Raw genomic sequence first — 14875 nt, forward strand, 5'->3', positions numbered from 1 at the left:
AGGGCAGCGTTATTGTCAGACCCTGCTGGGATGCTTTTCTTATGGACAGCACGGGGGCTTGGACAGCGGGGAGCGGGGCGGGCTTGGAGGCTGCCACCGGTCCTGGGATCGAGGATGCCCTGGCTGCTGTTGTAGCCTCCACGGCCGCCCTTGGCCGAATCATCCGGCCCCATTTGGATGACAGCACGGCTGGCCCTGGCGCCGCTGGTGAGGTGGACGCCGATCCTGTTTCGGTGCTGGACGCCGATCCGATGCAGGATTCTGATCCGTTGCGCCGACGGCTGGACGCTTACCTGAATGCGCTGGCCGAGGTTGGCCGCGCTGAGGCAAAACATGCGGCGCTGAAGGTACATCTGGCCGCCGGAATCGCCGAGCTGGAAGAGGCCATCGCCACCCCGGCGGTGACCGCGCAGGACGCCACGGCGCAGGAAATGTCGGTGATCGCGGAGGTCGCGTGCGCCCTCACAGTCAGCGAACGCACCGCGGGTGCGCTGATCTCTGAATCCCAGGCCCTGACCAGCATCCTGCCGCAGACCTTGTCCGCGCTGCAGGAAGGCAGCATTTCCTGGCAGCACGCCCGGATTATGGTTGACGAAACCAACAACCTGGACCCGGACGGGGCGGCGGCGTTGGAGGCACATTTCCTGGACCCCGGAGCACCCAATCCTGCCCGCGGAGTCGCGGCCGGTGAACTCGTCCCGTCCCGCTTCCGCGCCAAGGCCCGTACCTGGCGCGAACGCCACCACCCCGTCTCCATCGAGAAGCGCCACGCCAAGGGAGTCCAGGACCGGCGGCTGGAGTACCAGCCGGACCGCGACGGCATGGCCTGGCTCGCCGCGTACCTCCCGGCCGACCAAGCCTCCGGGATCTGGGACCGGACCACCACCGCCGCCCGCGCCCTGCAGGGCCCGCACGAGAACAGGACCCTCACCCAACTCCGCGCCGACGTGGCCGCCACCTGGCTGCTCACCAACAACACCAGCGGCAGCCTCACCGCGCCTATGGCTGGTGGAGGAACCGATCGCAGACGAATTGCCGGCGGCATTGACGACCGCACGATGGGCGCCACCAGCACTAATAGCAGCATCGGCGGCACCGGAACGGGCAACGGCACCAGGCTCGAGACCGGCATCGCCGGTGCTGTGCCGTCGCCAACGGCGCAGGTCCTCATCACCGTGCCGGTCATGGCCCTCCTGGGCGCCACCGACGAACCAGCCACCCTGGACGGTTACGGGCCTATTCCACCGTCCATGGCCCGCCGCCTCGTCAGCGACGGCGCCACCTCCTTCATGCGGGTCCTGACAGACCCCCGCGACGGCGCACCTCTGGAAATCGGCCGGACCAGCTACCGCATCACCAAAGCGATGCGTCAATGGCTCCGGCTCCGGGACGGCAAATGCCCCTTCCCCGGCTGCAACAACCACTCCCTGGACAACGAAGCAGACCACCTCCTCGCCTGGGCCCGAGGCGGCACCACCGGCATAGCCAACCTGGGACAGCCCTGCCCAAAACACCACAGACTCAGACACACCACGGCCTGGACCCCAACCAGCGCCACCAAAAACAAACCACCCGGCTGGACCTCCCCAACAGGACGCCATTACCGCAGCGAACAACCCGACTGGGAACCACCCCACTGGCCCAGTGAACCCGGCCGGACTTCCCTCCACTCCGACGTGGACTTAGACGTGGACTCAGCCATGCAGCGGGATCCTGAGATGAGGCTGCAGCGCGATCTTGGGGATGCGGCCGGAAAATGATCCCCATCCTGATCTGGACCCGGATCTGGACTTTGACCGGGACCAGGACCTGGACCGGGACCTGGACCTGGACCTGGACCTGGACCTGGACCTGGACCAGGCTCTACCGGTCGACCCTTTTCCTGAATGGCGTCTTTGGCCTGCACCAGAGCCGGATGATCACCTGTGCTGGCTGCCTGAATACGCTCCGCCAGACGAACTAAGCCGGCAACTGGAACTCGCCGACCATCGCCTCATGTCCTCGGGCGTGCGGGCCACCTGAACCACTGGTATGACTCGAAAGCCATGCGCCCAACACGGCCAGCGCAGTAATCCAGGTTGTTCTCCGCCGTTTCGGGCCCGCACCGCCCGGGATGACTTGATGACGTTCTAGATGGACACGTCCCTTTCGATTTCTTCGGCGAGGTCGTCTATCTCTTCGGGGCGCAGGTTGATGCCTGCCTTGCGGAAGCGTTCCTCAAGGACATGGCTTACGTCATCCTGGATGTGGCCCAGCCGGATATCGTCACGGACATCCTCGGCAATGCTTTCGACAGTCTCAGGGCCGGCAACGTCTACCAGGTCGTCGTCATCACTGTCGAACGGGACACCAGCGGTATCAGCTCCAGAGTCGCTCATATCTTATGGTGGCGGCTGGGGATTGAGTGGTCAAGAACCTTTGAAAACGCCTGGCGAACGGCCCCGACGGCGGGACTTCCCGCCGTCGTCGGCCTACGTTCTGTCATGGTCCGTGGGACGTCCTTTTCCGCTTCGGCCTGGCCGCTTCAGCCTTTCCGCTTCAGCCTGGCCGCGAACGGGCCTTCACCCTTACCCGTTACTCTCGATCGTCACGTGCTCTTCCCCGAGCCAATGCTGTCTGGAGTGCAGTGGGTGCTGATGCCTGGCCCAGCCCGGGCAGGGATTGGCTGGGAATCGAGTCGAGGCTGTTGAAGCTGTAGAGGTGGATGCCGGCGATCGCGCCGGCCGGGCTTTCCAGCCCAGACATCAGGTTTTGTGGTGAATAGCGGTCGCCGCTCAGGAGCTTGCGGGCTAGCGGGCCTTTGCGGCTCAGGAATTTGAGCGAACTTCCGACGCCGATCTGTGTCCCCAGGGAGATCAGCCTTGTCCGCGGCACGGACCCCGCCACCCCCGCCCAGATGGGGAGCTCCACGCCTTCGCGCCGCAGGACGGCCGCGAAATCGTGAATCTTCTCCGCGGAAAAGCACATCTGCGTAACCACGTGCGAGGCCAGGCTCTGCTTGGCCAGGAGGGAATCGAGCACATCCTTAGGACCTATCAACGGGTGCCCTTCCGGATATCCTGCGACGCCTGCCCGCAGCATCCCGCCGGAATATTGCGCGATGTCCTCCAGCACCGGAAGAGCCGTTCCATAGACCCCCGCCGGCTGCTTCCGGTCTCCACCCATCACGAACACCTCGCAGATGCCGGCGGCATCGCACTCACGAATGATGCGGGTGAGATCGGCACGGTCGCGCAGGCTCCGCGCCGCTAGGTGCGGAATCACCGTGTATCCGAGGACGCTCAGCTCCACGGCGGTCCGCATGGTCCGCTCGATGCCGTGGTGCGGAAGGCATGTCACCGTGAGCGTTGTGGTCAGCGGTACCAAGGCGTTGACCCGCTCAACAATTCCCGCGGACGGGACGATTTCAATTCTGGTGGGGAGCATCATGGGTCCTGTCACAACCAGGGGGCCCGAGTCGGCGGCCTGCCGACGAAGGACTGGCGGCGGACAGCGGTGTGCCGGACCGCGAAGGTGACTGGGAAGAAATGAACCGGCATACGAGGAACTCCATTATTCAGGCGGCGCCAAAACGCCACGTTGATTCGGGTTCCTCTCCACTCTGTATTGGACCTGAGAGTTTCCGTTTTGTCCTGCTGTTGGCAGGGCGCCACTTGCACCGTCGGTGAGCCCGGTTGCCCGGACTGCTTTCCAGAGTTGCCTTGCCGCGGCGGTACGTGTGCCTGAGAGATTCCCGGAGAGGATTTGCTCCTACGGCGCCTGCAGAACGTACCGGCAGGACTCTCCCGCCGCAGATCATCAGCGTGTGCCACTGGTGGGTGACACGGCTCACAGGCTATCCCGTTGTGGATCGGGATGCAAAAGCCTGAGTCAGTAATTTAGGTCAGAAATGTACGACGGCGGGTGGCCCCGCCTCCGTAACGTTGCCCTGCGTCATCCATCGGTTCTAAGCGCCGCACTCTTGTCCACAGTTCTACGCGGCCAGCGGCACGTCGAAGAGTTCTTCGGCGAGCCGGATGAGCTGGTGGGGAGCGTCAGTATCTTCGCCCCCGTTTCGGTGGCCAAGGAAGATCGCCGTCCCGTGGACGGTGTCCTCCAGATCGACGCCCGCTTCGCGAATAAGGACCTCTGCCCGCATATTCTGGGCGGTTCGGCTTCCGTTGTTGTCGAGGTACACATGCCACGTCTCGCCAACGATGAACCCAATTTCTCCCGCGGCCACGCGCTGCAGTGCCGGCAGATCCAGCTCAACGGGCTTGATGTGCACAGGATGGGACAGTCTGGCCGGGACAACTAAGGCCTTGCAGGAAGTAATCATGGTGGTGTCCTTGGAGCTGAATTCCGTGATGGCGCGGGCAGCCGCCGGGCTAGGAGTCCCGGGGTCGGCTGCCCGCGGGCCTGATTAGCGCTGGTTCTTGCGCGGCTTTATAGAATTAATCTCGCTGTTTTCGCTTTTTGCCTTTTTGTCGGCCCGCTTTTCGAGAATCGATTTGCCAACCTTCTTGGCTGCGCTGCTTTTGGGGGATTTTCCTGACATCGGAATCACGCCTTTCTATGCGTTGCCTTACCCGATACCATACCCACTTTTATTTTTTATGCCAGTTCCCAAAAAACCCGGTCAGCGTCGCCCTGGAGCGGCACGAGCAGTAACCAAAAGTTTGACAAATAGAGTTATGTCCACTTTCTTCATCGTGACCGCACGCGGGTTTTTTTATCTTTTTGGTCAAGCAGATCTACATAAAACTAAAATGCCGATTTCTTGATCAGGTTCACGCCAAACGCCCGGCTGAAATTCCCGAGCCAGGCGTTTTCCAGGAGGCCATCGACGATAAGGACTAGCTACCAGGTGCTGCTGGTCCCAAGTAGAGACTGACAGCCGTCCCGCCGCTCTGGCTCGCGGAGATGTCCAGGCGGCCGCCGTGGGCGGCCGCGATCCGGGCGCACGTAGCAAGACCCAGCCCGGACCCTGGCGGGTCCCCCTCCCGGTGCAGCCGGACCAGCGGCTCAAGCACCCGGCGTCGGTCCCCCACGCTGATTCCCTTGCCGTTATCCGCCACCTGGATGACGACGCCGGCCCCGAAGTTGTCACCATGGATCCGTATGACCGGGGGAACCCCCGTCCGCCGGTAGGCCACGGCATTCTGGATCAGGTTCTGCAGCGCCACCCGCATCTGGCTCCCGTCAGCGTCGAAGTAAAAGTCCTCGCACTCCACCACCGCCCCGGCTTCCCTCAACCCAAGGTTCAGGTCGTCGGCGACATCCTTCACGAGGTCTGCCAGTGATAGCCGGGACCTGACCAACGAGCCACCAATGGATGCGAAGGTGAGCAGTTCCTCCACCATGGAGAGCATCCTCCGCGCACTGTGGCCGACCACCTCGAGGTACTCGGCGGCTGAGTCGGTATCCGTTTCCATGGAACCGAGCTCCACGTAACCGAGGATTGACGTCAAGGGATTGCGGAGATCGTGGCTGACCCTGCCCGTGAACTCGGCCAGCCGCTCATTGCTGCCCCTGGTCTCAGTCAGAGCTTCGGCCAGGGCGCCATGAAGGGTGGTGACCCGCCTGGCAGCCAGCAGCCGGGTGTGCAGGATGAAGGGGTCCAGCGGTTTGGTCACATAATCATCGGCCCCGGCCTTCATCCCTTCCAGGACGTCCTCCCGTGCCCCGTGCGAAGTCAGCAGGACCAGGTAGGCATAGGACCCGGACTCTGAGGCGCGGATGGTCCGGCACAGGTCAAACCCGTTGAGCCCGGGCATCATGAGGTCCGTAACCACCACCTCGGGATGGTGGTCCTGATACAGCTGCCACGCCATATCCCCATCGGAGGCAACGATGCAGTGATGGCCGGACTTTTCCACGGCGGCTTTGGCAACCAACAGGGAGCCTGGGTCGTCATCCACCACCAGCACCGTCATAACCGGCAGGGGGCCATCCGAACCGGGAATCGCAGACGGTTCCGCCACTGGCTGCGGCCCCACCATTTGTCGTTGGACCGGCCCCGGAACCACCGGAAAAGATTCCCCCACTATGTGCCCCCTGGCCACTACAAATCAGAAACCCATCGCAGCGCCAGCAGAAGGCTGAACGCGCCTACGAACAGGCTAACCCGGATCCAGTTGCAGGTGAACGGCTCCTGGACCTTCCACTCTGGGACAGCTCAGCTTACGAGCCGGATCTCCTGCCGATTCTGAGGCCAGCCCAAAAGGCCAGGACGAGCAGGCCAGCGACCGCGATTCCCAAGCCGATCTGCGTCCCTTGACTGACAAAGGCCGTGCCGTTGCCGGTGAACTCCTGGTTGCTCAGCGGCGCGTAGGCGAACCAGCCAATGCTGGTATTCCTGTTGCTCCATGCCACCAAAAAACCCACCACCACCGCGACGACGCCCGCCAAAGGCACGACGGCGGAAGAGAGTCGGCTGGGCCTGGCCAGGTTGTGTTCCCCGGATGTTTTGTTTTCCCCCATGCACGGGAGTCTACTGGGGCTCCCAATGTCTCCTGCCCGTCCATGGCGGCGCGGGGGAAACCGTTGGGAACGCTGGAAGGCATCACACCGCGTTTGTCCGCGGAGCGGCTCGCACCCTACCCGGTGGTGGTGGCGCCGCGACCGGCCGCGCTGTCGGATGCGGAAATCGCCAGCCTGAAGAGCTACGTCGAGGCTGGCGGCACGCTGTTGGTCACCGGTGGTACCGGAGTGTAATCGAGCAAACAGCACCAAAGGAGGATTCCGGCGATACTCATGCCGGATGGACCACCTGCTGCGGCGTGAGTTCCGTTGCCGGGATCCCGTCCGCGCGGACGATAACCGGCGTTTGCTGGGCGTATCGATCCGCTGTGGGCATCCAGCCACGACCCGCGGACACGAGAATCAGCATGCCGTTGATGTCACCGACCGCCGCGAACCCCTCGCTTGGCGGGCTACCGTAGGGCTCGATCCCACTCGCGTGTAATAGCTCGACCGCCGCGAGGACCTGGGGCACCGCCACACCCACTTCGCTCACCGAGAGAAATCCGTTCGGACCGAAATGATCCGTAGTCGGCTGCCGCAGCCCGCGTCGCTCGATCAGCTCGAGTACCTGGCCATCAGGCCCATCGAAATACACCGAACAGGAGTTCCAGCTGGAGGGCCCCTCGAACTCGTCTACCCCGTCACGTCCAAGCAAAGTCGTCCGTGCGGCGATCCATTCCTTGGCTTGCGCGAACATGCCCGTCGGGATCGTGAAGGCCAAGTGGTGGGCGCCTTCGTACTCCCTCTGCTCGAACACCAATCGCGTGCTTCCAAGCGTTACTGCCACTCGGGCCGATTCACTCACTACATTTAGCCCCAGCTTATGTCCGTAGAAGAGCTGGATGGCATCCGTGTCTCGTGCTGGCAGCACTACTTCTCTGATTTCCATAGCGCCATCAAACAACCTCAAGTCCAGCTGAGGTCAAATGCCCGGGTATTCCCCTCACGGAGCGGTGACATTTGTTTGCATTCGTCTCGGCAGGCAGACAGGCTTGCTCAATGGGGATGCATACCGGGCAGCACCACGTGGACGTTTCGCTAGCCAGGCGGCTGCTCCAGGAACAGTTTTCGGAGTGGTCCCAACTCCCCGTAAAGCCAGTCGACGGGCCGGGAACCGTCAACGCCATTTTCCGGGTGGGCTCGGCACTGGTAGCACGTTTCCCCCTTGTGGGGTCGGATCCGGTTGAGATACGACTGATACTGGAAGCAGAAGCGGCGGCAACCATTGAAATGGCAGCCGCCAATGTCTATCCCACACCCACACCGCTGGCCATCGGCTCTCCGGGAGGTGGATATCCGTTGCCTTGGTCCGTGCAGACTTGGCTGCCGGGGGAGATTGCCACGCCGCACAGCTCGGGTGATGGCCCTGCATTCGCCGGCGACCTTGTGACTCTGATCAACGGTTTCCGCTCTGCAGATACGAAGGGGCGTCTTTTCTCTGGTTCAGGCCGTGGCGGCCAACTGACCGATCACGATGACTGGGTGGAGAAATGCTTCCGCGAAAGCGAAAGTCTCTTCGACGTGCACAGGCTCCGGAGCCTGTGGTTGGAGTTAAGAGAGCTGCCGGGCAGCGGCCCGGATGTGATGTCACATATGGATCTCATCCCCGCCAATTTATTGGTTGGAGACGGTCGGCTCTCCGGCGTGCTGGATGGAGGCGGCTTCGGCCCGGCTGACCCTGCATTAGATCTGGTGGCGGGTTGGCATCTCCTGGATGAAGGACCTAGGAACATATTTCGCCAGTCGCTGGGCTGCGATGACATCGAGTGGAGTCGCGGTATGGCATGGGCACTCGTGCAGGCCGTAGGTCTGCTCTGGTACTACCGCCAGACCAACCCAACCATGAGCCAACTGGGACGTAGCACGCTAAGCCGCATCATGGCAGCTTGGGAAGTACCCCGATGACCGCCAGGGCAATGTCCTCCGAGGACATTGCCTCCGTATCGAACTCAAGGTCATGGGAAATATCTGCCCGCGTCCGCTCGAACCGTTGATACATCCGCCGGAGAAATTCCGGTTCCTTTGACAGCCCCCGGGACGGGTCGGAAACGGCCCGTGCCAGTGCTGTTTCATACTTCGCTGTGATCAGGACCTTCCGCACGCTGACATCCGGACCAACATGAGCCATGATCTGCTCGATCTCCTCAGGAGTTTCAGGTCCCTCGGCGATCAAAGTAGGAATCGGCATTTCCAGCCAGGCCCCAATCAGTCGACCGTGGACCTCATGCGCCCAGGTCCAGTCAGCCAATGTAGGCAGGGCCATCTCCGCCACAGTATCGAGCCCAACCACGACCACCGCCTCGCCGCTCCTACGCAATATGCCTGCAAGGGTGTCTGCCAATGTGCTTTTCCCTGAGGCAATCGGCCCGATGATGAGCACGAGCCGGCGACCAGGAACCCCGTTGTCTTGGGTGGGATGCGCGTTCATTCGGCAAGTCAACCCGTAGCCCGCCCCCTCCGGCAAGTTCGCCCAAACGGATCAGCAACCGGCGAATGCCAGGCGATGTAGAAAGACGCCAGAGTAATGAAAGATCATGACTCGATCCAGCAGCGGACGTACTGGGGCCCCATTGACTGGGTGGGTTCGGCACGGCAGGCTGTGAGGACATCCACGGCAGGGGGCCTATGCGGACAGTAAGGTCGGCAACGTGTTGAGCGTGCCCATGGGTAGGCACGTAGTCGTCGTCGGAGCTGGCATCGTCGGCGCCTCGGTGGCTTATCACACCGCCCGGAGGGGCGCCACCGTAACGTTGGTCGACGCCGGGCGGCCAGGCGCGGGCGTGACGGCGGACTCGTTCGCTTGGGTGGGAGTGCCTGGCGTGCCTACCGGTCCGGCTGCCGGCTTACGGGCCACGGCGATGGAGGAGTACCGCCGAGTTGAGGCCGAGTTGCCGGGACTCCCTGTGATCTGGTCCGGCTCACTGAGCTGGCGGGCGGAGGGCGGCGCGCCGGAGGCCGGGCCCGGGCAGGAGATTGTGGACGCGGCCACCGTGATGGCGCTCGAGCCCAACCTACGGCAGCCTCCGGAGTGGGCCATATGGGCGCCGGGCGACGGCGCCGTCGACTCGGTGGGGGTGACCCGGCGGCTGGTCGCGGGCGCCCGCGCCCATGGCGCCCGGATACATGTGGACACCGCCGTCACCGCGGTCCGCCGGGATGCAGCGGGCCAGGTTGCCGGGGTCGAGACGGCAGCAGGACCCCTCTGCGGTACGACTGTGGTGTTGGCGGCCGGTGTTGCCACAGCCGCGCTGGGCTCGCCGCTCGGCGTCCGTGTCCCGGTCGAGCCATCGCCGTGCCCGCTCTTCCGGCTTCGGGCGCCGGCAGGTCTGGTCCGCACAGTGGTCAACACTCAGGACTTCGATCTCCGGCAGGTCGCCGCGGACCGGCTGATCGCCGCCGCGGACTCGCCTGAACGCACCCTTGCCGCCGTCCGATCCACTTTTCGCGGTGCCGGGAGCGTCGAGCTGCTCCGCACACGGCTCGGAGTACGCCCAATGCCGGCTGACGGCGAGCCGATCGTCGGTCCGGTCGCCGATGTACCCGGTCTCTACCTTGCGGTGATGCACGCGGCCGTCACGCTTGCCCCGGCCGTGGGCCGTCTTATCGCGCGAGAGTTGGTAGACGGCATCGCAGAATCGGCATTGTCCGGCTGCCGACCCGATCGCTTCTAGTCCCCCGCATCTGAATCTCATTTATGGGTGGCGTGCTGCAGGATGCGTGCTGCAGGATCTCGTCGGCGGTCTTAGTCCAATTGAAGGGTGGCATCGGTCGTTCCAGCCGTCAATCCATCAAAGATCCCGGCAGCGAGCGCTGCGGCCGGACGAGGAGTCACAAAGCTGGGGCTTCTTCCTCCGCCAGCCTGATCATACGAAGTTCGTCCTCCACCGCGCGTGCCGGCCAATAGTCCTTCGCCAACTCATATGCCCAGAGTCTGTCTACGCCCGGGAAGAGCTTGGTGAGCAGTCCGGCGGCCTGAAGCAGGGCGATCAGGGCCAAGGTCCTGTCATCGGGTGCCTCGGCACCAGGCTTTGCGGGTTCGGGCATCGTGGCATCCAAGGTCCCCGCATCCGTGGCCCCCGCATCCGTGGTCCCCGCAGCAGTCGTCTCCTCATCAGTAGCCTCGGCGGCGGACGCCCCGGCATCGGCGGCCGGGGCATCAGCCCGCGGACCGCTGATGGCGGCCTCGATCTTTTTCAGGAGCGCCGCCTCCGGGCCATGGTCCTTCTCCGGATACCGCACGGTCCGGAACAGACCCAGGTGCTTTTCGCCGGATTGTTCCACGATGCCCAATGAGGCCATACCCTCATAGACACGCTGCACTTCAGCACGGTTCTCCAGATTTGAGACCCACCGCTTGGGTGTGTGCGGCCGTGATTTGTGGCGGATGAGCTCCAGTTCGCGCTGGAAGTCCGTTTTGGGGGCCGTGCCGGTAGCTTTGACGTGCTTCCCCCGCAACTCGATCGCACCAATCTGTTCCAGCTCGGCCAGAATTGCCCCTGCCAAAGTGGTCCTGAGCGCGTAGACAGGCACCTCAGGTTTGCCGTCTTTGTCGTTTGTTGCCAGAAGGAGAAAGGCTTGGGGGAGGTTCAATTCCACCGCGTTTGTTTCCGCGTTCATACGACCATGGTGCGCCCGTCTGACGGCCATCACAATGATGGATTTAAAGGAAACGGACGACGGCGGGACCTCCCGCCGTCGACCGCTTCCTTTCGGTGCCTACTGGCTGAAGGGGACCTTTTCCCAAGTCAGGACGTCCGCGTCGGCACTGTTGCCGGCGACCGTGAACCTAACATAGTTGGTGGCGTTGGCGGATCCATCCACGGTGATGCGCTGCAGGTCATCCGCAGCGGGCTGGCCGTAAATGTCCAGCCAGGGTGAACCATTCGCCAGCGGCTGGTTCTCGGCGAAGACGTGGCTGTCGCCGTTGATGAGGTAGACCGGGCGGTCGAAGCTGTTGGTTTCCTCGATGATGGCGTGCACGATCTCCCGGAAGCCGGAGACCGCTTCAGGGTTGGCGGTGGCCCCGGCAAGCTGGGACGGATCGAACATGTCCGCCTGGGTCATCAGCACCACGGCACGGTCGTTGCGGCGCTCGGCGTCGGCAAACGTGTCGCGGATTTGCTCCAGCACGGCGTGCGTCCGGTGCTCAACCTCAGCGAGCTGCTCGGGTGTGGCCGTGGTTTCGCCCAGGCCGCTCCACGGAAGCAGCGAGTTGTTGCTGCCCTGGATGTTCAAAACGGAGAAGGCCACCCGGTTCTCTCTGAAGCGGACGTTTTCCGGCAGCCCCAGGCTCTCCTGGGTCTTGACCGGCATCCTGGTGCCCAACGTTTTCCCCGGTTCATTGAAGAAAACTTCCCGCAGCTTGTCCAGCCGTTCCAGCGGATTGTAGGCGCCGTTGTTGGTGCGGTGGCAGTCCACCCATTCGTTGTCGCCCGGGGTGAAAACCAGCGGGTGCTCGAACGTATCGAACTGGGCCCGGATGCTGGCGAAATACTCGTCAGAGCAGACCGAGGAGCCGTTCTTGATGTCGCCCACGTGTGCTACAAACTTCAGATCGTCGTCGGCGTTGATGTCCTGGATCCGGGCTGGGAACTTGGCGATTTCAGCATCGCCGTAGGGGATGTCGCCGATGACACCGAACGTGAAGGCCTGGCTGTCGGGAGTGGTCTCGGCTGCGTTGGCGGGCTGGGATGCAAGCAGTCCGAGCGCAAGGACGGCTGCCGCCGTCGTGGTTTTCAGGGTCTTCGAAGGCATGGGGTACCTGTTTCTACTCAAGGCGGGGCAGGGGTGCACGAAAAGACTGCTGGCCGCGAAAGAACGGTGGAAAGCATTGGGGTATCTGCGAAGTGAACCGGAAGTGTCACGGCGGAGATCTCTGATGTCATCTTTGATCCGCCGAGAGTTCGGCAATCGTCTTGACAAACACCAGCCGCAGGGCCTTACAGAAGCTCAAGCCACTGTGGGACTGGCCACCCCTGAGGGCACCCTGGCGCTGTTGATATTCGCCGGGTTGCCAACCGCCTTCGTCGGGGCGCTGGTTTACTTGATCATCTACCGCTGGCTCCCCCCGGGAAGATTGTCCGGGCCGCTGGCAGGACTCCTGGGCCTCATCGTATTCGGCGCCGGTGTTGATCCCTTCAGAACCGATAACATCGACTTCACTTTTGTTCGCCCTGGCTGGCTGTCGGTGCTGCTGTTCACCGTCCTTGCGTTGCTGCTGGGGGCAATCGTGGGCAGCAGTCGCGGGCCGCTACAGCCAGCGGCTTCCGCTGCCTTCGCGCCACGCCCTCCCGGCATACTTGCCGCTTCTGGCGGCCATTATTACTCCGCCCGTGGCAGTCATGATTCTGCTTGGCGCGCTTATTGTGCTGGTATGGCCGGGTGTGGCGACTGGCCGGGGGACCGGGCCAGTTTCTTCCAGATACCTCTGGGCCGGCAGGGCGGTCGTTGCACTGGCTGCGATCCTGGCCCGTCCTGCTTTTGTCAGCTCGGTGGTCTTCATCGTGTCGGTTTAGGCCGAGGACACCGGCTTCGGGCCCGGTGGCGGAGACCCCCACTCCCGACTTCGTCTTACTTTGCTGCGCGACCACGATGCTGCGGAACAAACGCCCGCACAACAGCATCAATGGGCGCGAACACTTCCGCATCCGGGTCGACCGCCACCCGCTGGATGATCATGCCTTCGCCCACTGCTGTGATGGCAGTCGCCGCTGCCACCGGATCAGGCGCTCCGAGGCTGGCCATGGCGTTCTCGACAAAGGTACGGAAGTAGACTCGGCCGGCTAGCAGTGGGCGCCGGACGTCTTCGTTGTGAGTGCCTTCGAGGAAGAGGACATACCGGGCAATCGTCCGGGTCCGTGAAGCGGTGGTGATGTTCTCTACTGTTTCCGCCAGCAGAGACACGAAGGCGGCCACATCAGTCGGGGCGCTTGGCGGCCCTCCAAGCGCGGCCAGATCCTGCTCCGCGACCCACTCGACCACACCGGTCAGGAGGGCGGCGCGAGTCCGGAAATAGTTCGACGTCGAGCCCTTCGGCACCCCCGCCGCTTCATCAACCCTGATATGCGTGAGGGCCTTCAGGCCCTGCGTGCCAAGCAGTTCGACGGCGGCATCCAGAACCTGTGCACGAGTGGACATACGCCTACTATAAACGTAGTGACAATCCACTACGTTTATAGTAATCTGTCTCCATGGCAGGCTTACTGTCACCCCTCCCCGCCCACGGCGCTCGTTCCTCCTACAGCACGGGGGCACTCCCGCGGGTTCATCACCTGCTCGTCGGACCAGGAACCCGCGGCGCATATCGGCGTCCTCAACACGCCCGACAAAACCACAACGTGTGACCGAGACCGGCCCAAAACACCCCTCCCGAGCAAGCCGGCACAAGCCAGGCCAGCGGCTGATCCGCCAACTGGCATCGCTTGCTGAAACGCTCCCGCAGGGAACGGGGGTCTCGCTTGAGATCTGGAAATGGATACCACCAAAATGACAGACTTCTTCACCATGCAGCCTGGCGAAACTGCAGTTCCACTCCCTCCGGGACCTGTCCTGTCCACGGGGTCGACCGGCATTCGGCGGGTTCACCGCTTCCTCCTCTGGGCATACGAGGAGGCGCCCAACTTGGTGCGTTCCACCGCGCCCGGAGACACTTTCCGCGCCGCCTACGTGGGACAAGTGCTCGGGAACTTCGACAAGGTGCTCCTTATCCATCAGGAAGGCCAGGACCTGTTCATGTACCCGCAACTGGCGGAGCGGGCACCGGCAAGTGCGCCCCACGTGGAGCAGATGCTTGAGCACCACAAGCAAATTCGAGAACGCGTCCAGGGCATCGAGCCCGTGCGTAAGCGTTGGATGCAGACAGCAGACGAAGACGACAGGGAAGAACTCGCAAGGGGCTACGAGGACGTGCAGTCAGTTCTTAATGAGCATTTGCGCCGCGAGGTCACTGAGGTGATGCCCGCCGTCGACCGGGTCATGACAGAGGACGAACTGAAAGCGATGATTCAGCACGGGGTTAAGCAGCACGACAAGAAGTTCCTGGTCACCTACCTCGGAATGATTCTGGCCACGAATCCGCCGGACGACCGAAGGCAAATATTCTTTGAGGAGATTCCTGCCCCCGCCCGTCTCGGCTACCGTCTCATCGGCCGCAGGATGTACCGCAAGCAGTACGCGACACTCTTTCCGGGACGCCCAATCCCGGAAACACTCTAACCAGCGCGGCCAGCGTCAGTGTCCCGGGAAGAATTCTCTGCCCGGCGGGGTTTTAGACGCTGGAGCCTCACACGAGCGGCCTTGCCCCGCACGAGCGGTGTTGCCCAAAACCGGTCATGCGGGGCAGAACCGTTCTTGCCGCGATCCCTGCTGCTGC

18 protein-coding genes and 2 riboswitches are annotated in these 14875 nt (G+C 63.1%); of the genes, 8 read left to right on the plus strand and 10 right to left on the minus strand.

Features of this window, described 5'->3' with window-relative positions:
- Positions 1-41: 41 nt before the first annotated feature.
- Together M1E17_RS20180 and M1E17_RS20185 are read left to right on the plus strand one after the other, a co-directional pair.
- Positions 42-1760 (plus strand): DUF222 domain-containing protein, encoded by a 1719-nt coding sequence (locus M1E17_RS20180; RefSeq protein ID WP_457963697.1) that lies wholly within the window; start codon positions 42-44, stop codon positions 1758-1760.
- Positions 1744-2022: a hypothetical protein gene (locus tag M1E17_RS20185; RefSeq protein ID WP_457963698.1), complete on the plus strand. Its 279-nt coding sequence runs from the start codon at positions 1744-1746 to the stop codon at positions 2020-2022. The genes M1E17_RS20180 and M1E17_RS20185 overlap by 17 nt, the downstream gene beginning before the upstream one ends.
- Before the next feature lie 107 nt (positions 2023-2129).
- On the opposite strand, the gene M1E17_RS20190 is transcribed toward M1E17_RS20185, so the two are convergent.
- The 3 genes from M1E17_RS20190 to M1E17_RS20200 all read right to left on the minus strand — a co-directional run bounded on the left by M1E17_RS20190 (position 2130) and on the right by M1E17_RS20200 (position 4318).
- Positions 2130-2378: a hypothetical protein gene (locus tag M1E17_RS20190; protein WP_457963699.1), complete on the minus strand. Its 249-nt coding sequence runs from the start codon at positions 2376-2378 to the stop codon at positions 2130-2132.
- 196 nt (positions 2379-2574) lie between these two features.
- Positions 2575-3429 (minus strand): methylenetetrahydrofolate reductase, encoded by an 855-nt coding sequence (locus M1E17_RS20195; protein ID WP_457963700.1) that lies wholly within the window; start codon positions 3427-3429, stop codon positions 2575-2577.
- Between the two features lie 162 nt (positions 3430-3591).
- Positions 3592-3699: riboswitch (glycine riboswitch) on the minus strand.
- A gap of 1 nt (position 3700) precedes the next feature.
- Positions 3701-3798, minus strand: a riboswitch (glycine riboswitch).
- A 175-nt stretch (positions 3799-3973) separates the two neighbouring features.
- Complete coding sequence (locus M1E17_RS20200) at positions 3974-4318, minus strand: DUF3846 domain-containing protein (protein ID WP_457963701.1); 345 nt, start codon at positions 4316-4318, stop codon at positions 3974-3976.
- Positions 4319-4415: 97 nt separating this feature from the next.
- On the opposite strand from M1E17_RS20200, the gene M1E17_RS20205 reads away from it, so the two are divergent.
- Positions 4416-4763: a hypothetical protein gene (locus M1E17_RS20205; RefSeq protein ID WP_457963702.1), complete on the plus strand. Its 348-nt coding sequence runs from the start codon at positions 4416-4418 to the stop codon at positions 4761-4763.
- Positions 4764-4835: 72 nt separating this feature from the next.
- Here the strand turns inward: M1E17_RS20205 and M1E17_RS20210 are convergent, their stop codons facing one another.
- On the minus strand, positions 4836-5963 hold the full coding sequence (locus tag M1E17_RS20210) for a response regulator (protein WP_457963703.1): 1128 nt from the start codon (positions 5961-5963) through the stop codon (positions 4836-4838).
- Between the two features lie 199 nt (positions 5964-6162).
- Positions 6163-6462 (minus strand): hypothetical protein, encoded by a 300-nt coding sequence (locus M1E17_RS20215; protein ID WP_457963704.1) that lies wholly within the window; start codon positions 6460-6462, stop codon positions 6163-6165.
- A 63-nt stretch (positions 6463-6525) separates the two neighbouring features.
- On the opposite strand from M1E17_RS20215, the gene M1E17_RS20220 reads away from it, so the two are divergent.
- Positions 6526-6696, plus strand: coding sequence for a beta-galactosidase trimerization domain-containing protein (locus tag M1E17_RS20220; RefSeq protein WP_457963705.1), 171 nt, complete (start codon positions 6526-6528; stop codon positions 6694-6696).
- Positions 6697-6733: 37 nt separating this feature from the next.
- Here the strand turns inward: M1E17_RS20220 and M1E17_RS20225 are convergent, their stop codons facing one another.
- Positions 6734-7264: a hypothetical protein gene (locus M1E17_RS20225; protein ID WP_457963706.1), complete on the minus strand. Its 531-nt coding sequence runs from the start codon at positions 7262-7264 to the stop codon at positions 6734-6736.
- 239 nt (positions 7265-7503) lie between these two features.
- Between M1E17_RS20225 and M1E17_RS20230 the strand changes: the two genes are divergently transcribed.
- A complete protein-coding gene (locus M1E17_RS20230) occupies positions 7504-8409 on the plus strand; it encodes an aminoglycoside phosphotransferase family protein (protein ID WP_457963707.1) in 906 nt (301 codons plus the stop codon).
- On the opposite strand, the gene M1E17_RS20235 is transcribed toward M1E17_RS20230, so the two are convergent.
- Positions 8381-8932: an AAA family ATPase gene (locus M1E17_RS20235; protein ID WP_457963708.1), complete on the minus strand. Its 552-nt coding sequence runs from the start codon at positions 8930-8932 to the stop codon at positions 8381-8383. The two genes, M1E17_RS20230 and M1E17_RS20235, sit on opposite strands and share 29 nt — an antisense overlap.
- Before the next feature lie 235 nt (positions 8933-9167).
- On the opposite strand from M1E17_RS20235, the gene M1E17_RS20240 reads away from it, so the two are divergent.
- Positions 9168-10175 carry an NAD(P)/FAD-dependent oxidoreductase gene (locus tag M1E17_RS20240; protein ID WP_457963709.1) on the plus strand — a complete coding sequence of 336 codons (1008 nt, stop codon included), beginning with the start codon at positions 9168-9170 and terminating at the stop codon, positions 10173-10175.
- Between the two features lie 157 nt (positions 10176-10332).
- On the opposite strand, the gene M1E17_RS20245 is transcribed toward M1E17_RS20240, so the two are convergent.
- Both M1E17_RS20245 and M1E17_RS20250 read right to left on the minus strand, forming a co-directional pair.
- Positions 10333-11121, minus strand: a complete 789-nt coding sequence (locus tag M1E17_RS20245; protein WP_457963710.1) for a GOLPH3/VPS74 family protein — start codon at positions 11119-11121, stop codon at positions 10333-10335.
- A gap of 99 nt (positions 11122-11220) precedes the next feature.
- A complete protein-coding gene (locus M1E17_RS20250) occupies positions 11221-12258 on the minus strand; it encodes a metallophosphoesterase (protein WP_457963711.1) in 1038 nt (345 codons plus the stop codon).
- Between the two features lie 578 nt (positions 12259-12836).
- Between M1E17_RS20250 and M1E17_RS20255 the strand changes: the two genes are divergently transcribed.
- Positions 12837-13019, plus strand: coding sequence for a hypothetical protein (locus M1E17_RS20255; protein WP_457963712.1), 183 nt, complete (start codon positions 12837-12839; stop codon positions 13017-13019).
- A gap of 55 nt (positions 13020-13074) precedes the next feature.
- Here M1E17_RS20255 and M1E17_RS20260 read toward each other — a convergent pair whose 3' ends face one another.
- Positions 13075-13641: a TetR/AcrR family transcriptional regulator gene (locus M1E17_RS20260; protein WP_457963713.1), complete on the minus strand. Its 567-nt coding sequence runs from the start codon at positions 13639-13641 to the stop codon at positions 13075-13077.
- 333 nt (positions 13642-13974) lie between these two features.
- Between M1E17_RS20260 and M1E17_RS20265 the strand changes: the two genes are divergently transcribed.
- The gene (locus M1E17_RS20265; protein WP_457963714.1) at positions 13975-14718 is read left to right on the plus strand and encodes a hemerythrin domain-containing protein; all 744 of its coding nucleotides are present in this window, start codon (positions 13975-13977) and stop codon (positions 14716-14718) included.
- The last annotated feature ends 157 nt before the right edge of the window (positions 14719-14875 follow it).

Source organism: Arthrobacter sp. D1-29 (genome assembly GCF_054130585.1).

What these genes read in the sequence shown, in the direction of transcription:
- M1E17_RS20260 (WP_457963713.1), bottom strand. Translation starts at nt 13,641, where the DNA reads ATGTCCACTCGTGCACAGGTTCTGGATGCCGCCGTCGAACTGCTTGGC.
- M1E17_RS20190 (WP_457963699.1), bottom strand. Translation starts at nt 2,378, where the DNA reads ATGAGCGACTCTGGAGCTGATACCGCTGGTGTCCCGTTCGACAGTGAT.
- M1E17_RS20215 (WP_457963704.1), bottom strand. Translation starts at nt 6,462, where the DNA reads ATGGGGGAAAACAAAACATCCGGGGAACACAACCTGGCCAGGCCCAGC.
- M1E17_RS20250 (WP_457963711.1), bottom strand. Translation starts at nt 12,258, where the DNA reads ATGCCTTCGAAGACCCTGAAAACCACGACGGCGGCAGCCGTCCTTGCG.
- M1E17_RS20240 (WP_457963709.1), top strand. Translation starts at nt 9,168, where the DNA reads ATGGGTAGGCACGTAGTCGTCGTCGGAGCTGGCATCGTCGGCGCCTCG.
- M1E17_RS20180 (WP_457963697.1), top strand. Translation starts at nt 42, where the DNA reads ATGGACAGCACGGGGGCTTGGACAGCGGGGAGCGGGGCGGGCTTGGAG.
- M1E17_RS20230 (WP_457963707.1), top strand. Translation starts at nt 7,504, where the DNA reads ATGGGGATGCATACCGGGCAGCACCACGTGGACGTTTCGCTAGCCAGG.
- M1E17_RS20185 (WP_457963698.1), top strand. Translation starts at nt 1,744, where the DNA reads ATGCGGCCGGAAAATGATCCCCATCCTGATCTGGACCCGGATCTGGAC.
- M1E17_RS20235 (WP_457963708.1), bottom strand. Translation starts at nt 8,932, where the DNA reads ATGAACGCGCATCCCACCCAAGACAACGGGGTTCCTGGTCGCCGGCTC.
- M1E17_RS20265 (WP_457963714.1), top strand. Translation starts at nt 13,975, where the DNA reads ATGGATACCACCAAAATGACAGACTTCTTCACCATGCAGCCTGGCGAA.
- M1E17_RS20195 (WP_457963700.1), bottom strand. Translation starts at nt 3,429, where the DNA reads ATGATGCTCCCCACCAGAATTGAAATCGTCCCGTCCGCGGGAATTGTT.
- M1E17_RS20200 (WP_457963701.1), bottom strand. Translation starts at nt 4,318, where the DNA reads ATGATTACTTCCTGCAAGGCCTTAGTTGTCCCGGCCAGACTGTCCCAT.
- M1E17_RS20245 (WP_457963710.1), bottom strand. Translation starts at nt 11,121, where the DNA reads ATGAACGCGGAAACAAACGCGGTGGAATTGAACCTCCCCCAAGCCTTT.